At 41.9% G+C, this 21,514-nt stretch carries 20 protein-coding genes and 1 tRNA gene; 15 read left to right on the top strand and 6 right to left on the bottom strand.

All coding sequences use genetic code 11. The features are described from left to right. The first annotated feature begins 15 nt into the window (after positions 1-15). Positions 16-1,350 (top strand): type I glutamate--ammonia ligase, encoded by a 1,335-nt coding sequence (gene glnA, locus ADU24_RS08740; RefSeq protein ID WP_053366264.1) that lies wholly within the window; start codon positions 16-18, stop codon positions 1,348-1,350. 77 nt (positions 1,351-1,427) lie between these two features. Here the strand turns inward: glnA and ADU24_RS08745 are convergent, their stop codons facing one another. Beyond that, entirely contained in the window at positions 1,428-2,351 is a 924-nt protein-coding gene (locus ADU24_RS08745) for a sensor domain-containing diguanylate cyclase (protein WP_053366265.1), read from the bottom strand. A 1,138-nt stretch (positions 2,352-3,489) separates the two neighbouring features. Here ADU24_RS08745 and ADU24_RS08750 point away from each other — a divergent pair. Then, on the top strand, positions 3,490-3,711 hold the full coding sequence (locus ADU24_RS08750; protein WP_231689682.1) for a hypothetical protein: 222 nt from the start codon (positions 3,490-3,492) through the stop codon (positions 3,709-3,711). Between the two features lie 41 nt (positions 3,712-3,752). Here ADU24_RS08750 and lexA read toward each other — a convergent pair whose 3' ends face one another. After that, a complete protein-coding gene (lexA, locus tag ADU24_RS08755; RefSeq protein ID WP_053366267.1) occupies positions 3,753-4,373 on the bottom strand; it encodes a transcriptional repressor LexA in 621 nt (206 codons plus the stop codon). A gap of 155 nt (positions 4,374-4,528) precedes the next feature. Between lexA and yneA the strand changes: the two genes are divergently transcribed. From yneA to ADU24_RS08785, 6 genes are all read left to right on the top strand, one after another. Continuing rightward, entirely contained in the window at positions 4,529-4,864 is a 336-nt protein-coding gene (gene yneA, locus ADU24_RS08760) for a cell division suppressor protein YneA (protein ID WP_053366268.1), read from the top strand. 17 nt (positions 4,865-4,881) lie between these two features. Next, entirely contained in the window at positions 4,882-5,538 is a 657-nt protein-coding gene (locus tag ADU24_RS08765; protein WP_053368852.1) for a YneB family resolvase-like protein, read from the top strand. A gap of 54 nt (positions 5,539-5,592) precedes the next feature. After that, the gene (locus tag ADU24_RS08770; RefSeq protein WP_053366269.1) at positions 5,593-5,826 is read left to right on the top strand and encodes a DUF896 domain-containing protein; all 234 of its coding nucleotides are present in this window, start codon (positions 5,593-5,595) and stop codon (positions 5,824-5,826) included. A gap of 178 nt (positions 5,827-6,004) precedes the next feature. Continuing rightward, positions 6,005-8,011, top strand: a complete 2,007-nt coding sequence (gene tkt / locus ADU24_RS08775) for a transketolase (RefSeq protein WP_053366270.1) — start codon at positions 6,005-6,007, stop codon at positions 8,009-8,011. A 321-nt stretch (positions 8,012-8,332) separates the two neighbouring features. Beyond that, positions 8,333-8,773, top strand: coding sequence for a sporulation inhibitor of replication protein SirA (gene sirA, locus ADU24_RS08780; protein ID WP_053368853.1), 441 nt, complete (start codon positions 8,333-8,335; stop codon positions 8,771-8,773). A gap of 75 nt (positions 8,774-8,848) precedes the next feature. After that, entirely contained in the window at positions 8,849-9,070 is a 222-nt protein-coding gene (locus ADU24_RS08785) for a YneF family protein (protein WP_053366271.1), read from the top strand. A gap of 455 nt (positions 9,071-9,525) precedes the next feature. Here ADU24_RS08785 and ADU24_RS08790 read toward each other — a convergent pair whose 3' ends face one another. Then, positions 9,526-9,807: a hypothetical protein gene (locus ADU24_RS08790; RefSeq protein ID WP_053368854.1), complete on the bottom strand. Its 282-nt coding sequence runs from the start codon at positions 9,805-9,807 to the stop codon at positions 9,526-9,528. Positions 9,808-10,252: 445 nt separating this feature from the next. Between ADU24_RS08790 and ADU24_RS08795 the strand changes: the two genes are divergently transcribed. Next, on the top strand, positions 10,253-12,004 hold the full coding sequence (locus ADU24_RS08795; RefSeq protein ID WP_053366272.1) for an ABC transporter transmembrane domain-containing protein: 1,752 nt from the start codon (positions 10,253-10,255) through the stop codon (positions 12,002-12,004). Continuing rightward, positions 11,991-13,802, top strand: coding sequence for an ABC transporter ATP-binding protein (locus tag ADU24_RS08800; RefSeq protein WP_053366273.1), 1,812 nt, complete (start codon positions 11,991-11,993; stop codon positions 13,800-13,802). The genes ADU24_RS08795 and ADU24_RS08800 overlap by 14 nt, the downstream gene beginning before the upstream one ends. 57 nt (positions 13,803-13,859) lie before the next feature. On the opposite strand, the gene ADU24_RS22530 is transcribed toward ADU24_RS08800, so the two are convergent. Further along, complete coding sequence (locus ADU24_RS22530) at positions 13,860-14,033, bottom strand: aspartyl-phosphate phosphatase Spo0E family protein (RefSeq protein ID WP_082306858.1); 174 nt, start codon at positions 14,031-14,033, stop codon at positions 13,860-13,862. A gap of 262 nt (positions 14,034-14,295) precedes the next feature. Between ADU24_RS22530 and ADU24_RS08805 the strand changes: the two genes are divergently transcribed. Together ADU24_RS08805 and ADU24_RS08810 are read left to right on the top strand one after the other, a co-directional pair. Further along, a complete protein-coding gene (locus ADU24_RS08805; protein ID WP_053366274.1) occupies positions 14,296-15,006 on the top strand; it encodes a cytochrome c biogenesis CcdA family protein in 711 nt (236 codons plus the stop codon). A 124-nt stretch (positions 15,007-15,130) separates the two neighbouring features. After that, the gene (locus ADU24_RS08810; protein ID WP_053366275.1) at positions 15,131-15,613 is read left to right on the top strand and encodes a CcdC family protein; all 483 of its coding nucleotides are present in this window, start codon (positions 15,131-15,133) and stop codon (positions 15,611-15,613) included. A 77-nt stretch (positions 15,614-15,690) separates the two neighbouring features. Here ADU24_RS08810 and ADU24_RS08815 read toward each other — a convergent pair whose 3' ends face one another. After that, complete coding sequence (locus tag ADU24_RS08815; RefSeq protein WP_053366276.1) at positions 15,691-16,116, bottom strand: DUF2621 domain-containing protein; 426 nt, start codon at positions 16,114-16,116, stop codon at positions 15,691-15,693. 136 nt (positions 16,117-16,252) lie between these two features. Between ADU24_RS08815 and ADU24_RS22975 the strand changes: the two genes are divergently transcribed. Next, positions 16,253-16,349: transfer RNA gene (locus ADU24_RS22975), tRNA-Sec, on the top strand. A gap of 291 nt (positions 16,350-16,640) precedes the next feature. Here the strand turns inward: ADU24_RS22975 and ADU24_RS23520 are convergent. Beyond that, on the bottom strand, positions 16,641-16,811 hold the full coding sequence (locus ADU24_RS23520; RefSeq protein WP_231689591.1) for a hypothetical protein: 171 nt from the start codon (positions 16,809-16,811) through the stop codon (positions 16,641-16,643). Between the two features lie 242 nt (positions 16,812-17,053). Between ADU24_RS23520 and ADU24_RS08820 the strand changes: the two genes are divergently transcribed. Together ADU24_RS08820 and ADU24_RS08825 are read left to right on the top strand one after the other, a co-directional pair. Then, a complete protein-coding gene (locus ADU24_RS08820; RefSeq protein WP_053366277.1) occupies positions 17,054-17,329 on the top strand; it encodes a transposase in 276 nt (91 codons plus the stop codon). 489 nt (positions 17,330-17,818) lie between these two features. Beyond that, positions 17,819-21,391, top strand: coding sequence for an SIR2 family protein (locus ADU24_RS08825; RefSeq protein ID WP_053366278.1), 3,573 nt, complete (start codon positions 17,819-17,821; stop codon positions 21,389-21,391). The last annotated feature ends 123 nt before the right edge of the window (positions 21,392-21,514 follow it).

Consider the following 21,514-nt stretch of genomic DNA (forward strand, 5'->3'; position numbering starts at 1 on the left):
AAAGGAGGAAACAACTTGGCAAGGTACACACGAGATGACATCGAAAAAATGGCAAAACAGGAGAACGTAAAGTTTGTCCGTCTACAATTCACGGACATTCTCGGGACAATCAAAAACGTGGAAATCCCAATCTCCCAGCTGGGAAAAGCACTTGACAATAAAATGATGTTCGATGGTTCCTCCATCGAAGGCTTCGTCCGGATTGAGGAATCCGACATGTATCTATTCCCTGATCTTGATACATGGGTCATTTTCCCGTGGACAGCCGAAAAAGGAAAAGTCGCACGCCTCATTTGCGACATCCATAACGCGGATGGAACGCCATTCGGCGGCGACCCGCGCAACAATTTGAAGCGAATTCTTAAAGAAATGGAAGAGCTCGGCTTCACGACCTTCAACATCGGGCCAGAACCGGAATTTTTCCTGTTCAAGCTTGACGAGAATGGCCAACCAACTCTTGAACTGAATGACAGCGGCGGCTATTTTGACCTCGCCCCAACCGATCTTGGCGAAAACTGCCGCCGGGACATCGTTCTAGAGCTTGAAGAAATGGGCTTCGAGATAGAAGCTTCCCACCATGAAACCGCGGCGGGACAGCACGAAATCGATTTTAAATACGCGGATGCCATCACGGCGTGCGACTATATCCAAACGTTCAAGCTCGTTGTAAAAACAATTGCCAGGAAGCACGGCCTGCATGCAACGTTCATGCCAAAGCCTTTGTTCGGGGTGAGCGGTTCCGGCATGCACTGCAACCTGTCCCTGTTCAAGGGAAAAGAGAACGTGTTTTATGAAAAAGGCAGCAAATTGGACCTAAGTGAAAATGCATTCCATTTCATCGCTGGCGTCCTGAAACATGCAACAAACTTTACCGCAATCACAAACCCGACTGTCAACTCTTATAAGCGCTTAGTACCTGGCTATGAAGCACCATGCTATGTTGCATGGTCTGCGAAAAACAGGTCACCGCTCATTCGTATCCCAGCTTCACGCGGATTGAGCACACGCGTTGAGGTGCGCAGCGTCGACCCTTCGGCCAATCCATATTTGGCAATGGCTGTTCTCCTTAAGGCGGGTCTGGACGGTATCAAAAACAAACTGACGCCTCCTCCAGCGGTTGACCGCAACATTTACGTCATGACGAAGGAAGAGCGCATCGAAGAAGGAATCGCCGACCTGCCGTCTACACTTGGTCTGGCGCTTGATATGATGAAAACTGACGAAGTTATCCTGTCCGCGCTCGGCGAACATATCGTGGAGCACTTCATCGAAGCGAAGGAAATCGAATGGGATATGTTCCGCACTCAAGTACATCCTTGGGAACGCGAGCAGTATATGAGTATGTACTAAGAAAACAAGACAAGCAGCCCGCTTCTATGAAGTGGGCTGCTTGTTTTGATTGGGCTAGAATATGTACATGACCTTTGTTAAATGGCAAAGTCCATCTTATTGTATGTAAAAAAATGATTGCAGCCGCATTCCTTTGCTTTCGCAAGTGCCATTTTTGCGTTTTTTATCAGCTCATCTGCATCGTACCCCTGAAGAGGGTACATGGCAATCCCCTCATTAGCGGTGATATAGACATTGTAGTCCTCCACCTTGAAGGGGGTGGATTGGAAGCTTTCATTCAGGTTGTTAACGAATTCCTCGGCCGTTTCCATTGTGGTTCCATAAAGCAAGACCGCGAACCGATTGTCCCTAATTCTCGCTACATAGCCGCGATGGTCCAATTGCAGCAATATTCTCGAGCCAATACTACGGAAAATATGTTTTTCTGCCTCATAATCGTACACATCTTCAAAATTAATCAATTGTTCTATCTGAATGATGATGAGAGTAAGACTTTCTATTCTTTGTGCGGCGCTATAAATGAATTTATCAATCGTTTCCTCAAAAGACGCCCGATTCGGCAGTTCTGTAACGGCATCGTAATAAACGAGATCCTTTATCGTTTGCTCACTTAATTTTTGCTCTGAGATGTTGCTGACAAATCCGACAATTCCTCCGTTATAAGGTTCTACCGTCACCTTTAGCCATTCTTTGGTCCTCTCATAATAATCTTCAAATGTAATACTAATTTTTTTAGTTTTAGCCTTGTTATAAAAATAGGCGAAGTTCGAATCCAGCATATCGGGGAACTCATCCCAAATATTTTTTCCGGCCAGCTCGGTCAGCCTTTTTCCAATCCAGTACTCCATCGGTTTGTTAATATATTCAACCGACCAATTTTTGTCCAGAATAAAAAAACCACTTGATAGATGATCAAGTATAAATTCGATTGATGGGAAATCGACCTTATCATTTTGCAAAAAACGTTTGCCTGAAAGCAATTTTAAATCATTTAAATCCACGCTTGTTATCCTCCTGATTGAATAATGAGTCTTATTATAAACTAAAATGCTATGAAAAAGACAAGAACTATGAATATATTGGATATTTTCTAGTTATTATGGCCTATAAGGTTTATTCGATTACTATTTTGTTAATGAGGTTGACCTTTTATACATGAGTCAAATTTTTTTATTTTTGATAGAAGACAAGAAATTTTTAAAAATACGGGATGCCTTGTAAAATAAGCCATAATAGTGATTTTTGTTTATGACTTTATATTCCTGGTTGGTATATAATAAAAGGAAAACAACAGCAAATAGCCGCCAAGGGGGAGAGGCGGCCACTTTGGAATATATACAGCATTTTTCAATGCGGGTAAGCGGTCACAGCTGGCAGCCAGTTGCAACTAATGCCAGCTGATTTGATGTAAGTCTTTTCTGTGTTGTCTCTAAGATGCCTTTTCCTGGCTATTCTCGGGTGCTGATGTAGTCATTGTGCCTCATGTCGCCCGTCTTTGCTGTTTCTATGCTGAACTGGGCTGGATCTTGATGCGGATCGTAGTTGCTTCTAAGATGTAACGTTGTGAATCTGGATGTAAGTCATAGTTGCTTCTAAGATGTAACGTTGTGAATCTGGATGTAAGTCATAGCATAGTTGTATCTAAGCTGTAACGTTGTGAATCTGGATGTAAGTCGTAGATGTTTCTAAGATGCAGCTTTGTGTACCTGGATGCAATTCATGGTTGTTTCTAAAATGGATTGGTCTGTATCTGGATGCTGATCTTCGCTGTATCGATGCTGAGATAATGTGTATCTGGATGCAAACCCTAGGTGTTTCTTAGATGGACGATTCTGTATCTTGATGCAAATCATTGATGTGTCTGGCTGGAGCCCCTGTTAATGCACGATGTGATTTGTTTTCATCCATGTATCATGGCTGTTGAATCTTCGTTGTGTTCCTGATGGGTATTGCGATGTTTTGGCTAAGCAATCACTTGATGGCTTGTTTTTGAATCGATTGCTGTTGATGTTTTTCTGTACTTTTAAAATAACAGATTCGACGTTAAAAATGTTCGTATGTTGTTTAAGTTCACAATACTGTAAAAACTATTTGACAAACTTTTGAATTTCCACGACAGGAGGGGTCGATTTGATTAGAATGGCGATTGCTGGTACTGTGGGATTTGTTCTGGTATTTTTAGAATCGTATTTTGTTATGGTTGTAAAAGGGTATACAACAATCGAGTTTGGGGGTATCAGCCCATTTGTCGGGGTCTGGGCAATGAATTTCTTCTTTGTGTTCTCAATCCTTACACACGTAAAGCTTTGGTATGACGAGCGGGCCTTGCAAAAGGAAGAAGCCCAGACGGACAGCAATTAATAATAGAAAGAAAAACAGGCTATCCGAAAATAGCCTGTTTTTTAATGGATGCTCCGATAGACGCCGATCACTTTTCCCAAAATGGACACTTCCCGAAGGATGATTGGCTCCATGGTCGGGTTTTCCGGCTGGAGTCGGAAATAGTCCTTTTCTTTGTAAAACCTCTTACACGTAGCTTCGTCCTCTTCTGTCATCGCGACAACAATATCCCCGTTATTGGCGGTCTTTTGCTGCTTCACAATGACGTAGTCGCCATCCAGGATGCCTGCCTCAATCATACTTTCCCCCATGATTTCAAGCATGAAAACCTGCTCGTCCGAAGGGACCATCGTTTCCGGAAGAGGGAAGTACTCCTCGACATTTTCAACGGCGGTGATTGGCTGTCCGGCAGTAACACGCCCGACGACTGGAACATTGACAACCCTTACTTTCGGGATGTATGCTTCATCGGCTTCAAGAATTTCAATCGCCCTTGGCTTGGTTGGGTCCCTTCTGATGAGGCCCTTCAGCTCAAGGCGTTCTAGATGGCCGTGTACAGTCGAACTGGAGGCGAGCCCGACTGCTTCTCCGATTTCACGGACAGACGGCGGATAACCCTTCTTTTTTACTTCACTTTTAATATAATCAAGAATTTCTTGTTGTCTCTTAGATATTTTAGCCATAAATGGAAACACCTCTTCTGGTATTGTTACCTTATTATAGCACGGGTAGGACAAAGATACAAACATAAGTTCGATAAAATTGTTGACATCAAACAGACGTTCGGATTATAATGAAATCAAATAAACCGAACATACATTCCTAAGGGGTGCGTCTAGTGAAGAAATTTTTGATGAATAATTCTTATGTCGTACTATTGATTTTTGTCAGCTGCCTTTGCGCAGGGGCGGTTTCGTTTTTCAGCAAACCAGCAACCGAAGATACATACATGACTATTATAGTAAAAGAAGGGGACTCCATCTGGGCCGTAGCGGAAGAGCTTGCCGAACGGCATTCAATGGACCGTTCTGATATCATAAACTGGGTAAAGAAAAACAACGGGCTCGCGGGCGACACGATTTATCCGGGGGACAAGATTATCGTCCCTGTAAAAAAGCTCACAATTAGCGAAGGAAAGCAGCTAGCAAGCGCGGTAAACGGAAAGGAAGAATAAATATGGGTAACAAGGGCATCCGGGCAGCGATTTATTGCCGTGTCAGCACAGAAAAGGAAGCCCAGGAAACCTCCCTTGCAAGGCAGGAGGAGGAACTTCTTTCTCTTGCCCAAAGGCACGGATTTGAAAAAGCTGCGGTCTACAGGGAGCAGGCAAGCGGCTATTCCCTTGAAAGGGAAGGTCTCCTCGAATTGCTGGGCCTTATAAAGGAAGGGGAAATCGATGCCGTTCTCATTCAGGATGAAACAAGGCTTGGGAGGGGAAACGCGAAAATAGCGATTCTCCATGTTCTATCAAAAAACGGCATCAAGCTATACAGCGTCGCTCATGACGGGGAACTCCAGCTGTCGGAATCCGATTCGATGATCCTGAATATCGTCGCGATGGTAGAGGAATATCAGCGGAAGCTTCACAATATTAAGATAAAGCGCGGAATGAAAAGAGCGGTTGAAAATGGCTATAAGCCCCAAAAAAACCTAAAAAACGTGAATGAGAGCCCTGGCCGGGAACGGATCGAGGTCCCAGTCAATGAAATCATCCGGCTGAAGGGAAATGGCCTTACCTTCGCCGAAATAGCAGCGACCCTTAGGGGTTTCGGCTACGATATTTCCAAGGCGACTGTACACCGCCGGTACAGGGAAGCAATTGAATCGGACAAGCCATCTTCCTTGTAAAAGGGCCTAATTTCTAGTATTATGCATGGTAGTCTAACCGAAAGAGGGAGCGCCATGCTATCAAAAGAAAAAATCGCCAGGATTAACGAATTGGCCAGGAAATCAAAATCGGTCGGATTGACAGGTGAAGAAGCCAAAGAGCAAACCATGTTAAGGAAGGAATACCTTGAGGTTTTCCGTTCTTCCATGCTGGATACATTAACCAACACGACCATCATTGATCCGGAAGGGAACGACGTAACCCCGGAGAAAATAAAGGATAGAAAAAGAAACAGGCATCTCCACTAAAATGGGGTGCCTGTTTTTTTGCCAAAAAAAGCTAGAATCGCGCGTTTTTTGAGTATTTTTCCAGGGAAAATAAAAAAATAAAATGACAGCGCCTTCATACAGTGGGATTTGTTGAATAATTCACAAGAGAGCTATAATATTAAGAAGGTAGGAATTTGATTACGAAAGGATGTAATGTATGTTTGACAAAATTGATGCTTTGTCCGTGAATTCAATCAGGACGTTATCAATTGATGCAATTGAGAAAGCAAATTCCGGTCACCCGGGAATGCCAATGGGTGCAGCGCCTATGGCCTATACACTATGGACCCGGTTCATGAACCATAATCCAAAAAATCCGAACTGGCTTAACCGCGACCGTTTCGTGCTATCCGCAGGACACGGCTCCATGCTGTTGTACAGCTTGCTCCACCTTTCCGGCTACAATGTAACCATGGATGACATTAAGCAATTCCGCCAATGGGGATCAAAAACTCCTGGGCATCCTGAGTACGGCCACACTGAAGGCGTTGAAGCCACAACTGGCCCGCTTGGACAAGGTATCGCAATGGCTGTAGGGATGGCAATGGCAGAACGCCATTTGGCAGCTACCTACAACAAAGACAACTACGAGCTCGTAGACCACTTTACATACAGCATTTGCGGTGACGGGGACTTGATGGAAGGCGTATCCGCAGAAGCTGCTTCGCTTGCGGGCCATTTGAAGCTCGGAAGGCTTGTCGTGCTTTACGATTCAAATGACATCTCACTCGATGGCGACCTACACATGTCTTTCTCTGAAAGTGTAAAAGACCGTTTCCTATCCTACGGCTGGCAATACATCAGAGTAGAAGACGGTAACGACCTTGATCAGGTGGCAAAGGCGCTTGAAGAAGCGAGAAGCGATTTGGACCGCCCAACTATGATTGAAGTAAAAACAATCATTGGGTTCGGCTCCCCTAACCTTTCCGGTAAATCCGATGTTCATGGCGCTCCGCTTGGAATGGATGAGCTTAAGCTGACAAAAGAAGCGTACAAGTGGACATTCGAAGAAGATTTTTATGTGCCTGAAGAAGTTTATTCCCATTTCCAAAAGCTTGTCGAGGAAAACGGCGCGAAAAAAGAAGCCGAGTGGAACAGCTTGTTCGAGCAATACAAAAAAGACCATCCTGAACTAGGCAACCAGCTGGAACAGGCCCTTAAAGGCGAGCTTCCTGAAGGCTGGGACAAGGATCTTCCAGTTTACAGCGAAGGAAAAAGCCTTGCGAGCAGGGCTTCATCCGGAGAAGCGATCAATGCAATCGCCAAAAACCTTCCAACGTTCTTTGGCGGCTCCGCTGACCTTGCTGGTTCCAATAAAACCTTAATCAAGGATGGAGGAGACTTCCTGCCGAATTCTTTCGAAGGCCGCAACATTTGGTTCGGCGTCAGGGAATTCGCAATGGGTGCCGCGCTTAACGGAATGGCTCTCCACGGCGGTTTGAAAGTGTTCGCTGGAACGTTCTTCGTATTCTCGGATTATCTGCGCCCGGCAATCAGGCTTGCAGCTCTAATGGGACTTCCAGTTACGTATGTTTTCACTCATGACAGTATCGCTGTCGGTGAAGACGGACCGACGCATGAGCCGATCGAGCAATTGGCTGCCCTAAGAGCAATGCCGAACCTTTCCGTCATCCGTCCGGCTGATGGAAATGAAACTGTAGCTGCCTGGAAGTTGGCTGTCGAATCCAGGGACGTACCAACTGCTCTTGTCCTGACAAGGCAAAACCTTCCTACCATTAAAGGAACGGATGAAAATGCCTATGAAGGCGTTAAGAAAGGTGCCTATGTTGTGTCTCCTTCCACTAAGGAAACTCCGGACGCACTACTCCTTGCTGCGGGCTCAGAAGTAGGCCTTGCCGTAAAAGCACAGGAAGAGCTTTCAAAAGAAGGAATCGAAGTATCCGTCGTGAGCATGCCATCATGGGATCGATTCGAAAAGCAATCGAAGGAATACAAAGATTCTGTTATTCCGAAGTCTGTTAAGAAACGCCTTGGCATTGAAATGGGCTCATCCCTTGGCTGGCACCGTTACACAGGTGACGAAGGTGAAGTCCTTGCGATTGATACATTTGGCGCATCCGCACCTGGCGAAAAAGTCATGGAAGAGTATGGCTTCAGTGTCGGGAATGTTGTTGCAAAAGTAAAAAACCTTCTCCAACAATAATTGATAGACTATGTTTCGAAGGCTGGGCTAAATTGCCCGGCCTTTTTTTTGAAAAAAATCCCCAGGCGGCCCACTTTGTCCTATATCAGCCTTGTATAACTCGTGACAGCCCGGGGCTGGAATAGTATAATGAAAGACAAGGTAAAAATTTGCAATAGTCCAAATAAATAAGTTCAATGTAGTAATAATTGGAGTAATCGTGATTGCTAAAGGGGATACCGACCAAACCAGCCGAGTTATTTTCATTTTAAATGACCAAATTTCGCTTTTCCTCCGTTACACGGTCCAAGGAGAAAGAGATTGAAGCAGGGAGAGAATGGAATGAGAAAGTACCAACTCTATTTAATTGAAGACGAGTTTGCCTCCCATTACTTCGGAAGAGAGCGCATATTTTTTCATTTATTCAAGGAAAATAGGCAGGCTGCCGGTGAACTGAAGCACATAACTGACAAGCAAATCAGCTACATAACAAAACCGCTGCCCGTCCTGCGGATCCACCAGCTGCTCCATAAACAGCTTGAAAAGACGAATAGCCTGAAGGTGGAGAACGGCTGCTATACGATTGAGCTGAACAACCGGACAAGCAGGGCAGAGTTAACGGTCCAAGAAGTTGTCATTTTGATTAACGCTGAAGGCGGCTACGAAGCGGAAACGGCATTTTTTGAAGTCCTCCGCAAATGTGAAGCTTCGTTCCTGGCGATTGATCTGGAAAATGATAAATATGGATGGCTGAAACCAATAAAGGAAAGAAAATTTGTCTAATGTGGGCGAACTATTGTATAATTACGCTTGGTAATTTACACTGTATAAGCAGGACAACATGAAGGAGGAAATAAAATGGTTAGTACTGGTTATGTAATCCTTATTGCCGTTCTGGCGCTTGTAGCCGGTATCGCAATTGGATTTTTTATAACACGAAAGTACATGATGGATTATCTGAAAAAAAATCCGCCAATCAACGAACAAATGCTGAAAGTCATGATGATGCAAATGGGAATGAAACCGTCCCAAAAGAAAATCAATCAAATGATGCAAGCAATGAACAAGCAAACGAAATAACACGCAAAGCGCTCATTAATGGATGGGCGCTTTTATTATTGTATGGATTGATAATATTCCGGGTAGGGGGAAGCCGGTATGAGTTACATTCTTGAGTAAGAACACGGATTCACTGTCATTTCAGATTCTGATACGTGACTTACCAAGGACAAAACCCGGTATTAATGCCATGCCAAGCATTATAAATTTCCGTTAAATGGAAAAAAGCTCCTCGCTGTTGTGGGATGCCGCCAATATTTAATGGATATCGGGTATCGGGTAATTTTTCGATTATATCCGGGAATTTTTAAATATATCGGGAACTTCTTTATCACATATATCCTGAACTGTCACTTTTAGACGCACTTGTAGGCCGTGTCAGGTGAAATGGGATGTCTGTTATCCATCCGATTAGGAATTATAAAAAGAGAACCCCAAATGCATGAGGTTCCCATTTTACGCTTCGACAGTAGCTGTTAAGATATATTCTTTAACCAAGTAATAATCCGAAGAATCTCCAAGGGTTCAAACCAAATAATTAAAAACATCACAACGAAGAAAGCAATAAGGGATATGTATTTTAGGGCTCCTGCTTCTTGTTTAGCGATTGCTATAAAGCTTAGTACAATTCCAAATAAGAAAGAAATAAAACCAAATAGGGCAGCCAGTTCCGAATAGCCATCTATTATCCAATTCAAACCGTATAATGATAGTCCTAAAATCAGCAAGGCTGCTGACAATATACTAAATTTTTTCACAATTTCACCTCCAAAATTGATTTTACCATAAACAGGCTCAAAAAAATTCATAATATTAAAGATGCTTTTCCACGAATGGGAAATGCCTCCACTATCTCCTCCTTCTTAGGTGGCACCACTTCAAAAGACCGACTCTACCAACCTACCCGATGCGTGACATTCAAAAGCAAAGACACTGTTCAAATGTTACGCAAATCCAGTTTCGTTGGATGTGATTTCACCAATTCCCTCTATAAAAAACTCCGCTACTTATCGTGTTAAAAAATTTTCGAGTCCCGCAATCAGCTAGATTACAGCCATCAGCGTGTATTTCAAAGATTTAGTAATCTTCCTTATTTTTAAAAAATTTGGTAAAATGGTAATTCCGATGATTGGGTTAAATGGGCGATTATGCCACAAAATTTACCCTTTCAATGGAATTTAGAGAGAAAGAGTGGGGGGAATAATGAGAATATTTGCTGAGTTAAAATGGTTTTTTTGGCAAGAAAGAAAGGCATACATAACCGGAATCATTATGCTTTTATTAGTTGCATTCCTTCAATTGATCCCGCCAAAGGTCATCGGCATTGTCGCCGACCAAATCAAGGAAGGGACCATAACATCGGGGTCACTAACCAAATGGGTGCTCATTTTGCTTGGTTCGGGTCTTTCGATGTACATCCTTCGCTTTTTCTGGAGAATCATGATTTTCGGCTCAGCCGTAAAGCTGACGAGGAATCTCCGGAACAATCTTTACGAGCACTTCACCAATATGTCGCCAAACTTTTACCAAAAAAGAAGAATTGGTGACTTGATGGCGCATGCGACAAACGACCTTTCCGCCATCCAGCAAACCGCTGGGGCAGGCGTCCTAACATTGGTCGATTCGCTTGCTACCGGAGGCTTCGTCATCCTCGCGATGGCTTTTACAATCAGCTGGAAATTGACATTGATTGCACTGATTCCAATGCCGTTTATGGCGATGCTGACGAGCTGGTTCGGGACGATGCTCCACCGCTCCTTCCACAAGGCGCAGGAAGCATTTTCGTCCTTAAATGACAAAACGCAGGAGAGCATCACCGGGATTAAGGTAATCAAAACGTTCGGCCAGGAAGACGAGGATATCGAGGACTTCCGCAACCAGTCCGAAGATGTTGTTCAGAAAAACATGGTCGTCGCGAAAATTGATTCCCTATATGACCCGACGATTTCCATCATTGCCGGCATTTCCTTCTTCCTTTCCATTGGATTCGGGGCAAGGGAAGTGCTGAATGACAACCTGACAATTGGCCAGCTGATTTCCTTTACGACGTATCTTGGACTGCTGATTTGGCCAATGCTTGCATTCGGGTGGCTGTTCAATATCGTTGAACGCGGCCGGGCTTCCTATGACCGCGTATCCCTATTATTGCGCCAGCCTGTCGACATCCAGGAAAAAGAAGATGCAATCGACGAGATTCCTGCGGGCAGGATTGAATTCGCGATTGATGAGTTTTCTTTCCCGGGTGAAAACGCCCCTCTTTTGAAAAATATCAACTTCGAAATCGGCAAAGGCGAGACACTTGGGATTGTCGGGAAAACAGGGGCAGGGAAGACGACTCTTCTGAAGCTATTAATCAGGGAATATGACGTTGAAAAAGGCGAAATCCTCTTTGGCGGACATAACATCTTGGACTATAAGCTTGAAAAATTAAGGAAGGCAATCGGCTACGTGCCGCAGGACCATTTCCTGTTCTCGGCAACGGTTGGTGAAAACATCGCGTTCGCCAAGCCAGATGCGACCGAGCAAGAAATAATCGGGGCTGCGAAACTCGCGAATATCCATACCGATATCCTTGGATTTACCGATGGCTATGAAACGGTTGTCGGGGAACGCGGCGTATCGCTTTCGGGAGGGCAAAAGCAGCGGATTTCAATTGCAAGAGCGCTGCTCATGAATCCGGAAGTTCTGATTCTTGACGATTCGCTCTCCGCCGTTGACGCGAAAACGGAAGAAGCAATCCTGTCCGCATTGAAGCAGGAACGGGAAGGAAAGACAACGATCATCACTTCCCACAGGCTTAGCGCCATCCAGCACGCCAATCTCATCCTTGTCATTGAGGACGGCAGGATTGCGGAGCGCGGCACACATGAAGAGCTCATGGAAGAAGGCGGCTGGTACAGGGAAATGTATTTGCGCCAGCAGCTTGAAGAGCTCGTTGAGCATGGGGGGCATTAAGGTGGAAACACATCTGACGGAAAAGGAGCAAAGGAAAATCCTCTTTAGGCTCCTGACCTATACTAAACCGCATAAGAAACTGATTATCCTGGCCTTTTCGCTCCTTTTGCTGACAACGATAGGGGACATTGCCGGGCCATATCTTGTGAAAATTTTCATCGATGACTATTTGACGCCGGGAAATTTGGCTGTAAAGCCGATGGTTATCCTCGGATCAATCTATATGGGCATCCAGATCGTGAAAGTGTTCCTGCTGTTCTTCCAGCTCGTGAAGTTCCAGGAAATTGCGTTGAAAATCATCCAGCAGCTCCGGATTGAAGTTTTTTCAAAAGTCCAGGCGCTCGGGATGAGATACTTTGACAAAACGCCTGCCGGGAGCATCGTTTCAAGGGTCACGAATGATACAGAGGCAATCAAGGACATGTTTGTCACCGTTCTTGCTACTTTTATCCAGAGCGGGGTTTTCCTGTTTGGGATATTCGTGGCGATGTTCCTCCTGAATGTGAAGCTCGCACTTTTCTGTACAATCCTGCTTCCGGTTATCCTCGGGGTTATCACACTGTACAGGAAACTAAGCTCGAAATTTTACATGGACATGCGCGAACGCCTAAGCCAGCTGAACGCAAAGCTAGCTGAATCACTCGGGGGAATGCAGATCATCCAGGTATTCAGGCAGGAAAAACGGCTTCGGAAGGCATTCGGCGACATAAACGAAAAGCATTACCAGGCGGGAATGAAAAACATCAAGCTGGACGGTCTCCTGTTAAGGCCTGCCATTGACATGATCTACATCATGGCGCTCATTATGGTCCTAAGCTACTTCGGCATCACATCGATGGACACTGCCGTGGAGATCGGGGTGCTGTATGCATTCATCAATTACCTGGACCGCTTTTTTGAGCCAGTCAATCAGATGATGATGAGGCTATCCCTGTACCAGCAGGCAATCGTCGCCGGTTCACGCGTCTTTAGGCTTCTCGATGAAACCGACCACGCACCGGCACAGGATAGCAAACAGGGGCTTGAAATTGAAGATGGGAAAATTGAAATCCGCAACCTGAGCTTCTCCTATGACGGGAAGACAGATGTGCTGAAAAACATCTCGTTCACAGCCAATCCCGGTGAAACGGTCGCGCTTGTCGGACATACGGGAAGCGGAAAAAGCTCAATCATCAACCTCCTGATGAGGTTTTACGAATATGATAGGGGAGACATCCTCATTGACGGCAAGTCCACCCGAAACTATTCAAAGGATGAATTGCGAAAGAAAATGGGGCTGGTCCTTCAGGATCCATTCCTGTTTTACGGGACGGTAAAAGACAACATCCGGCTCCACAACCAGGATATGCCTGATGAAAAGGTAATCGAGGCGGCGAGGTTCGTCCAGGCGCATACGTTCATCGAAAAGCTTGATGATAAATATGACCATAAAGTCGTCGAGCGGGGATCCGCTTTCTCGAGCGGGCAAAGGCAATTGATCGCGTTTGCGAGGACGATTGCGACCGACCCGAAAATCCTCGTCCTCGACGAAGCGACGGCGAACATCGATACAGAAACGGAAGAAGCTATCCAGACCGCGCTTGAAAAGATGCGGGAAGGGCGGACGACAATTGCAATCGCGCACCGGCTTTCAACCATCCAGGACGCCGACCTCATCCTCGTCCTGCACCAGGGAGAAATTGTTGAGCGCGGCACCCACCAGGAACTGTTGGTACAAAAGGGCTTGTACCACAAAATGTACCTCCTGCAAAACGGATTGGTCGACCGGATGGAGGACGCTGTCAGGCAAGGTTCGTAGGGACAAAAATAATATTGTGGTAAAATGAAACAGCCTGGCAAATTTGCCAGGCTGTTTCTATGAATGGGCCGGAACTTTTTTAAGATAGTCATTGTTATACTGATTCAAAAGTTGGTCTAATTCTTGGCTGTGGCGTATAGCAATGGAGGAACTCAAGCCGTTGGTGCAAGCGACCTGAATTAATTCCGCCCTCTTTTGCTCAATGAGAGAGAGCAAGTCCTCTTTCAACACGGCTGCAATCCTTTCTGGAGCTTCTCCGGTTATCTGGGTGTCTGAATCAGACAAAATCTAACAAATTATTATTCTCGACTAAGTATAACCCATTATGGTAATTAATTCAAAAGATTTTTGTAAAAAAATATCCATTACTTTTCTACGATGGAAATAATTAATAAATTGAAAACATGACACAAAACGTTCAATCAGAATTCTATCCTTTTTACCGTGCGGTTTGTTAGAATGAAAGCAACAAACATGTTTAGGAGTTGGATCGATGGCTACTGATGTTAACTTATTCCTTGCGCTCGGTGCGGGCTTCCTGAGCTTCATTTCGCCGTGCTGCCTGCCTTTATACCCGGCATTCCTTTCGTACATAACCGGGATGTCCGTGAGCGAGCTGAAGGATGAGAACGGAATGATGCAAAGGCGCAGCATCCTCCATACACTCTTCTTCCTGATCGGATTTTCGTCCATCTTTATCATGCTCGGCTTTACAACCTCATTTATCGGGGAGTTTTTATTCCAGAACCAGGAGCTCATCCGCCGGATCGGCGCGATTTTCATGATTCTCTTCGGGTTAATGATCGTTGGGGTTTTCCAGCCCGAATTTTTAATGAAGGACAGGAAGTTCCAATTTAAGAACCGGCCATCAGGCTTTGCAGGATCTGTTCTGATCGGGATGGCATTCGCCGCCGGCTGGACGCCATGTACAGGCCCAATCCTCGGCGCAGTCCTTTCAATGGCCGCAACGAACCCAAGCTCAAGTATGCTTCTCATGATAGCGTATGTCCTCGGATTTGCGATTCCGTTCTTCATCCTGTCCTTCTTCGTCGGGCGGATGGCATGGATCAAGCGCAATTCTTTGAAAATCATGAAGGTCGGCGGCTATGTAATGATCGTGATGGGAATCATGCTATTCTTCGACTGGCTGACTCAAATCATTATTGTGCTTACTGAAATGTTTGGCGGATTTACCGGGTTTTAGGGCGGTTTTTTTAAAAAAAGAGCTGTCGTAATTAACAGCATAGCTCCCTTGAAGTGGGTGTGTAATCCCTTGACTTTTGTAGTATAATAATAGTGTTAATCTTACAAGAATGGGATGAGACGTGATGAATCTAGTTCTCGCTTCTTCAATCGGCGCGGTTGGCATGGCGACAATCGCGATGTTCGTCCGGATGAAGGCTGCCAAAAAGCCCGCTTCCATCAAGAAAATTATCCTGCCCCCGGTATTCATGAGCAGCGGGGCGCTAATGTATATCGTACCGCAATTCAGGCTGACTTCCCTGGAAATCGTCGAAGCGGTCATCGTCGGAATGCTGTTTTCGATTCTTTTGATCAAAACCTCAGCGTTCGAAATCAAAGGGAACGAAATCTATTTAAAACGATCCAAAGCGTTTTTCTTTATCCTCGTAGGCCTATTGGTAGTCAGGATCATCATGAAGGCAATTCTGAGTACGACGATCGATTACGGGGAAGTATCAGGAATGTTCTTCCTTCTCGCATTCTCGATGATTGTCCCGTGGCGGATTGCAATGTACAGGGATTTTAAAAAATTGCAAATCAAACTAATGAATAGCAACCAGCCGGCTTAAAGTGAGCCGGCTGGTTTTTGGGGTTTGTAGATAGTGAAATAGAGCAATAGAAAAAGCCGCTCATAGCTGGCGGCTCTTTAGAACAAATGCTCATACGGCGTCATATCAATCTTTTTTTCCTTTAGGTGCTTTCTTAGGAACTTATGGTCACGCTTCGGCGTCGCCATGATATAGCCCCTGATTACCAGGTCCTGGTCAATCCGGTTTACCTTTTCAGTCAACGCCAGCTCGCCAATCTTGCCGGCAATCTTATGCCTCGCAACATCGCGGAACAGCTCTGGAACAGGCATCACCAACTCCTCGAGGAAATGCTTCTGCTCCTCGGGCCACAAATGGCGCGACTCATTCACATAGTGTTCTTCCCAATCCATGATGGACTTTCCATCTTCCTTGGGCAGCTTTTTCAAAAACTTGCGGAACATGAAATACCCGCCAATCGCAAACAACCCAATCAGTATAAATCCCCAGAAAAAGATAAACCACTGGGCCCAAATATTTTGCATACCATTCACCTACAGAACGTAATAATCTACCTCTATTATAGGGTTAAACAGCAAATTATGACAAGACTTAGACATTTGCAGCAAAACTATAGCCGCAATAGGGAATACTTGATATAATGAGTACTGTCTTACACACGGGGCTGAATGGGGTACTGGTGTCCTCCACGGTCTTCAAAACCGCTTGTGACCTGCGTGCCAGGTCAGGTGGGTTCGATTCCCACACAGTCCCGCCAAACCTTGATACTATTACATATTTAACCGCACAGTGATTTTTTCACTCGTGCGGTTTTTTCGTTTTATTTCGGAAGACCGAGGGAGACCGATGCCCGAGACCGTTGGTGACCGTTTATTAAAACCGTACAGACCCTTTTAGGATTCACAGATTTTTGACCAATGAGAGGAGTGCACGAATAAAAATGTAAAATCCCCTGTTTAATATAGCGAAGGCTGAAAGGCTTGGACTGCTTATTTAGATACATTTTAGCATATCCCGATTGAGAATACAGCCCAATTTTTTGAAGACCTTACAGGCCATCGCCATGTGAGAAAACCCACTTATCTTCCCTCGAAAAGCTGTACGACAGGCTGGAACCTAATGAGGAAACCATCAAGTATGAGCTGATGGAGAGCCCTGTCGTCCATGCGAACGTGACCGGTATACGTACCGGAGATGGCAGAATATGGATGAATTCCATTTCCAATACTTATTACATACTATATCACGTTGATGAAAAAAGAGGCAAAAAGGCGTTTGAACGGTTTGGTTTCCTTCCCATAAAGGAACAATGTTGTATGATTTCTGGGCTTCCTATTTTCACGAAGATTACAAGGTTAGCCATGCCCTTTGCGGAGCCAACCTGCTTTGGGAATGCCAAGGTATTATTGATTATGACAAACACAAGTGGGCTAGTGAGATCAAGGCTCTCTTACGGAAGCCTTGTCCGTAAAAATACAAGCCTTCCATTCTGGTATTCCAATCCTCCCGGAAGCCATTCAAGCCATTGAAGTAAAGTATGATGAGATTTTCGAACAACGGGTGGTAGAATGGCGAATTATCCCTCCCGAAAAGAAACCAGGGGAACCGGGCAAAATTAAGAAGCCAAAAGCAACGAACCTGGCAGAAAGGTTCTGCCAATACAAAGTCGATATCCTCGAATTTCTAAAGGATGAACACCTCCCGTTCCACAACAATCAGGGAGAACAGGATTTCTGAATGATGAAAGTAAAGACGAAGGTTTCGGGATCGATTCGAACGGAACAAGGTGCTATTCGATTTGCCATGATCCGTGGATAATTTCCACGATACGAAAGCAAGGGAGGAATCTGCTTGAAACCCGTATTTTTGTGAGTGAAGGCAAATTTTCTTTATAAAATATTCACTGAATATGTGTTTATAAATACCGATTCAAACATAGTTGATCGAAGCGGAAGGTGCGAGACTCTTGTGGGAGAAGCGGGACAGGTGAGACCCAACAGGCGTTTGCGCCGAGGAGGCTCACCGACCGCCCCAAGGAAAGCGAGCATCCTGGGGCGAAGATCAACATATCTATATTAAAGGCTGAAACCAACTTTGGGTTTTAAGCCTTTTTTCGTACCTAAGTAGTTAATGATTTTTTTAATATGGTATAATATGGCTAAGTGTATCTGTGTACAGGATATATGTGAAATAAAAAATATTCCTATTTATTAAGATGGTGATGAAATGTTGTTAAAAGAAAACAAGGTTAGTCCTTTATTTAATAAGCTGCGAAAGGTATTAAAGCAAGAAGATACAACATTATATATTGGCTCTGGTATTTCTTTGTGGTCGGGATTACCAACCTGGAAAGGGCTAATTTTAGAACTAGCAGATTTTCTCCAAGAGGAAGGGTTACCTTCAAGTGAGGTAGTTAGAGAAAAAGCTAATGATGACTTGTTACTAGCTGCGAGCCTAGGAATAAGTGGTATGAATAATATTTTGTTTAAAAAGTTTTTAAAAAAAGCTTGTAGAGTTGGTGTCGCTAAACCACATAATATACATAAAGAAATTACCTCATTAGGTCCAAGATGTTTTATTACAACTAACTATGATCAGTTATTAGAAGATTCTCTAAAAGAATTTAAAAACGGAATCCACTTTGATGTTGTTACAAATAGGCATCTTCCTGAACTCGCTTCTTTGACCCAATCTAGGTATAGTGACTATGTTTATAAGATTCATGGCGATATAAATGATATACAAAGCGTTGTGCTTAGTAGAGAACATTATCGGAAATTGTATGAGGAGAATAATCCAAGTCTAAAAACTTTAGAGATTCTTCTTACTACAAGGCCAGTTATTTTTATAGGGTTTGGTTTAAGAGACCCAGATTTTCTTTATATTAAAGATAGAATAAAAAATATTTATAAAGAAAGTCCATCGGAACATTATGCGATATTACCTGATGTCAATCCAGAAGAAATTGACTACTGGAGAGAGAATTATGGAATAAGAATTATAAGTTATGAGACTAATAAAAACGAGGATGGAAATAGAGATCATTCTAACTTATTAACTCTTATAAGATTACTGAACGATAGAGAAAAAGATTGTAAAGAAAATGAGGACATGGAGGAAGATAACTCTATTAACAAAGGGTTTTTAAACGATACCGAAGCCATATCGGTAATAAGATTTATTGAAAGTCAAAGGTTACAATTAAATATTAATGAGAATGATTTACTACCGATGCGAATGATAAGTAAAAGTAAAAAATTAAAACCATATGTCAAGGTAGAAGAGTTAGTGGAAATTAAACACAATTCAATAATTTTTGGTGATCCTGGTAGTGGAAAAACATTTCATTTGAAATATAATGCTGTCAAAGAGTTAGAAACACTGCGGGATCTTATACTAAACGATATAAACAATATAAACACTAATAGAAAATTAACATTACCAATATATATTGATTTAAAGGGGTATTCTGGAAACATTATTGAATTAATTGAATCAATGTTACCATTTGGGCTAAATTTAGATTTTATCAAAAAAAAGTTTAGCATCATTTTTTTTCTTGACTCATTTAATGAAATGCCAAAGAATTTTTTTGAGAAGAAGTTATATGAAAAAGATATCTTAAATCTAGAAAAAGAATTTAGTAATAATATAATAATAATATCATCAAGAACCGATGAAGGTTTGGATAAGTTTAACTACGCTAAGTATAATTTAGAAAAAATAGATTACAATTTTGTAAAAAGTAATTTACAAAACAGCCAAGTATATTCTAATGACGTTATAAGACTTTTGCAAAAACCTTTATATTTTAATCTATGGAAGAAAAATAAAATCCAAATTAATACTAATTCAACACCTTATACAATATTAAATTCATTTCTAAATAATCTAAACAAAGAATATGTAGCTGATTTTGAATTAAAGGTAGATTTGGCAAATATGCTGTCGGAACTTGGTTACTACGCAATTAATAAAGGACAGGAAAAAATACACATTGATATTGTAAAGGTTTTAATTGAGCAAGAGATGAACAATGTATCTTTTGAGTCTAATCAATTTATTAACTGGTTAATCGAAAAAGGATTATTTATTACTACAGCAGGTTCAAATTTGTCTTTCTTTCATCAATCGATAACAGAGTTTTTCGCAGCGAGAAAGTTGTCTAAACTTTATAAGAATTGTCCAAATAAAATAGAGGAACTTTTAAATAATACAAGGTGGGATCAAACTTTATTTTTAACAGTAGGCTTTTTGGAAGAGGTTGAGAGTAATCAATTTATTAACCAACTATTTGAAAAAGATATTAATTTGTCAATTAAAGCAGTAAAGTATATTGAGTATAATCAAAGTGAAATTATTCAAAAGATATTAGCATATATATTAAATAATAATAAAAGTATTAATTTTGATTATTATTCAAAAATGTCATTTGCTTTAACTAACTTACCAGTAAGTGATGAACATAAACCTTTACTGGAAAAGTTATTTTACTCAGGTGATTTACTGGGAGCATCAGCCGCAGAACTATTAGATAGATTAACTGGTTATGAACATAAAAGTATGTTTTACGATGCATTATTTCAATATCGAGAAGACTTTAATTTTGGACAAACATTAGGGAGACTATTAAAAGATAAACTTAGTAAAGATGAAGTAAAAAAAATGCTCAGCTATTTAACAAACTTTGAAGATGAAGAAGAAGCCCTTGGGCTACTTCAAGGGTTAATAATAATATTAAGAAGCTATAAATTTGAAGATATAAAAAATATTTTTGGTCCGGTAGAAAAATTAAGTATTGTTCAATTAACAACCCTATGTGAAGTATTAAGAGAAGTACATTCGGAAGATTCCTTAAAAGTATTGATTTCACTTATTGAAGAAGGGAAAATAGAGGCTATTTTCCCAATTCATATGTTATTAAAGTATTCTGATATAAAATTTAATAAGGAAATAATTTATCGTGATAGATTTATAGAAAATATAATAAATTTCGTAGATCATGAAGGGGAAGAGGGAAAGTGGGCACTGGAATTAATAAAGAATCTATCCTCTTTCCCTGAAATAAGAAGTTATTTTAAACAGAAGCATATTTTTCTATCTGGGGTAAAAAAATTGGCTATACTATACAGTATTAGAGAAGAAGAAGAAGATCTTTTTTGGAAACAGTATAGGGAGACAATAATCCATAAGAGTCAGACAGAGAATATTCTCAGTAGATTTACTGAACTTAATTGGAAAGGAAAGGAAAATTTACTTATAGAGTTTTTTCAAGTTTGTGAAATTGAAGATATTTTCAGCATATTGAAGAGTTTTAGAGCTAACCTTACAGACAACTTGAAAGAAGATACTCCAGATAAATTCAAGGTATCTTTTACTACAATTCAGTTGATATTAGATAAATTACCAAGCGAAATAATTGATTATTATAATTTACTGATTACTGGTAACTTTATTATTGAGTATACCGATATAGAGGTAAAAGAAGAGTTATTAGGGTTATTTAATATGGAGGACTGTAAATATAGGGACTTTCTAGCCAAATTTGTTATAAGTAGGATTTCTAGCGTCACAACTGATAAATTATCAGAGAATGCAATAGATTTCCTATTAACAATTATTAAAAACGAGAAAGTAAATAATTTTATTGATATTCTAGGAAACATCTCTACTGAGCAATTTGTTGAAAAAAAGTTGTTACCATTATTAGAAACGGATGAAGAGCCATTAAATTCTAATCTACGTCAAATACTTTATAATGCTGGTAAAAATCATAAAAAAAGGTATATAAAATACTAAATATTTATCCAAGTTATAGAATATTTTTAGGGAACTGTATCATCTTAAAATAAAATTATTTAAATTTTTTATGGAAGGAAAACTGACATTTATAATATTTTTTCTTTCATAATCGAGCGCATT

Origin of the sequence: Bacillus sp. FJAT-27245 (assembly GCF_001273955.1) — a bacterium.
Lineage (GTDB): Bacteria > Bacillota > Bacilli > Bacillales > Cytobacillaceae > Bacillus_D.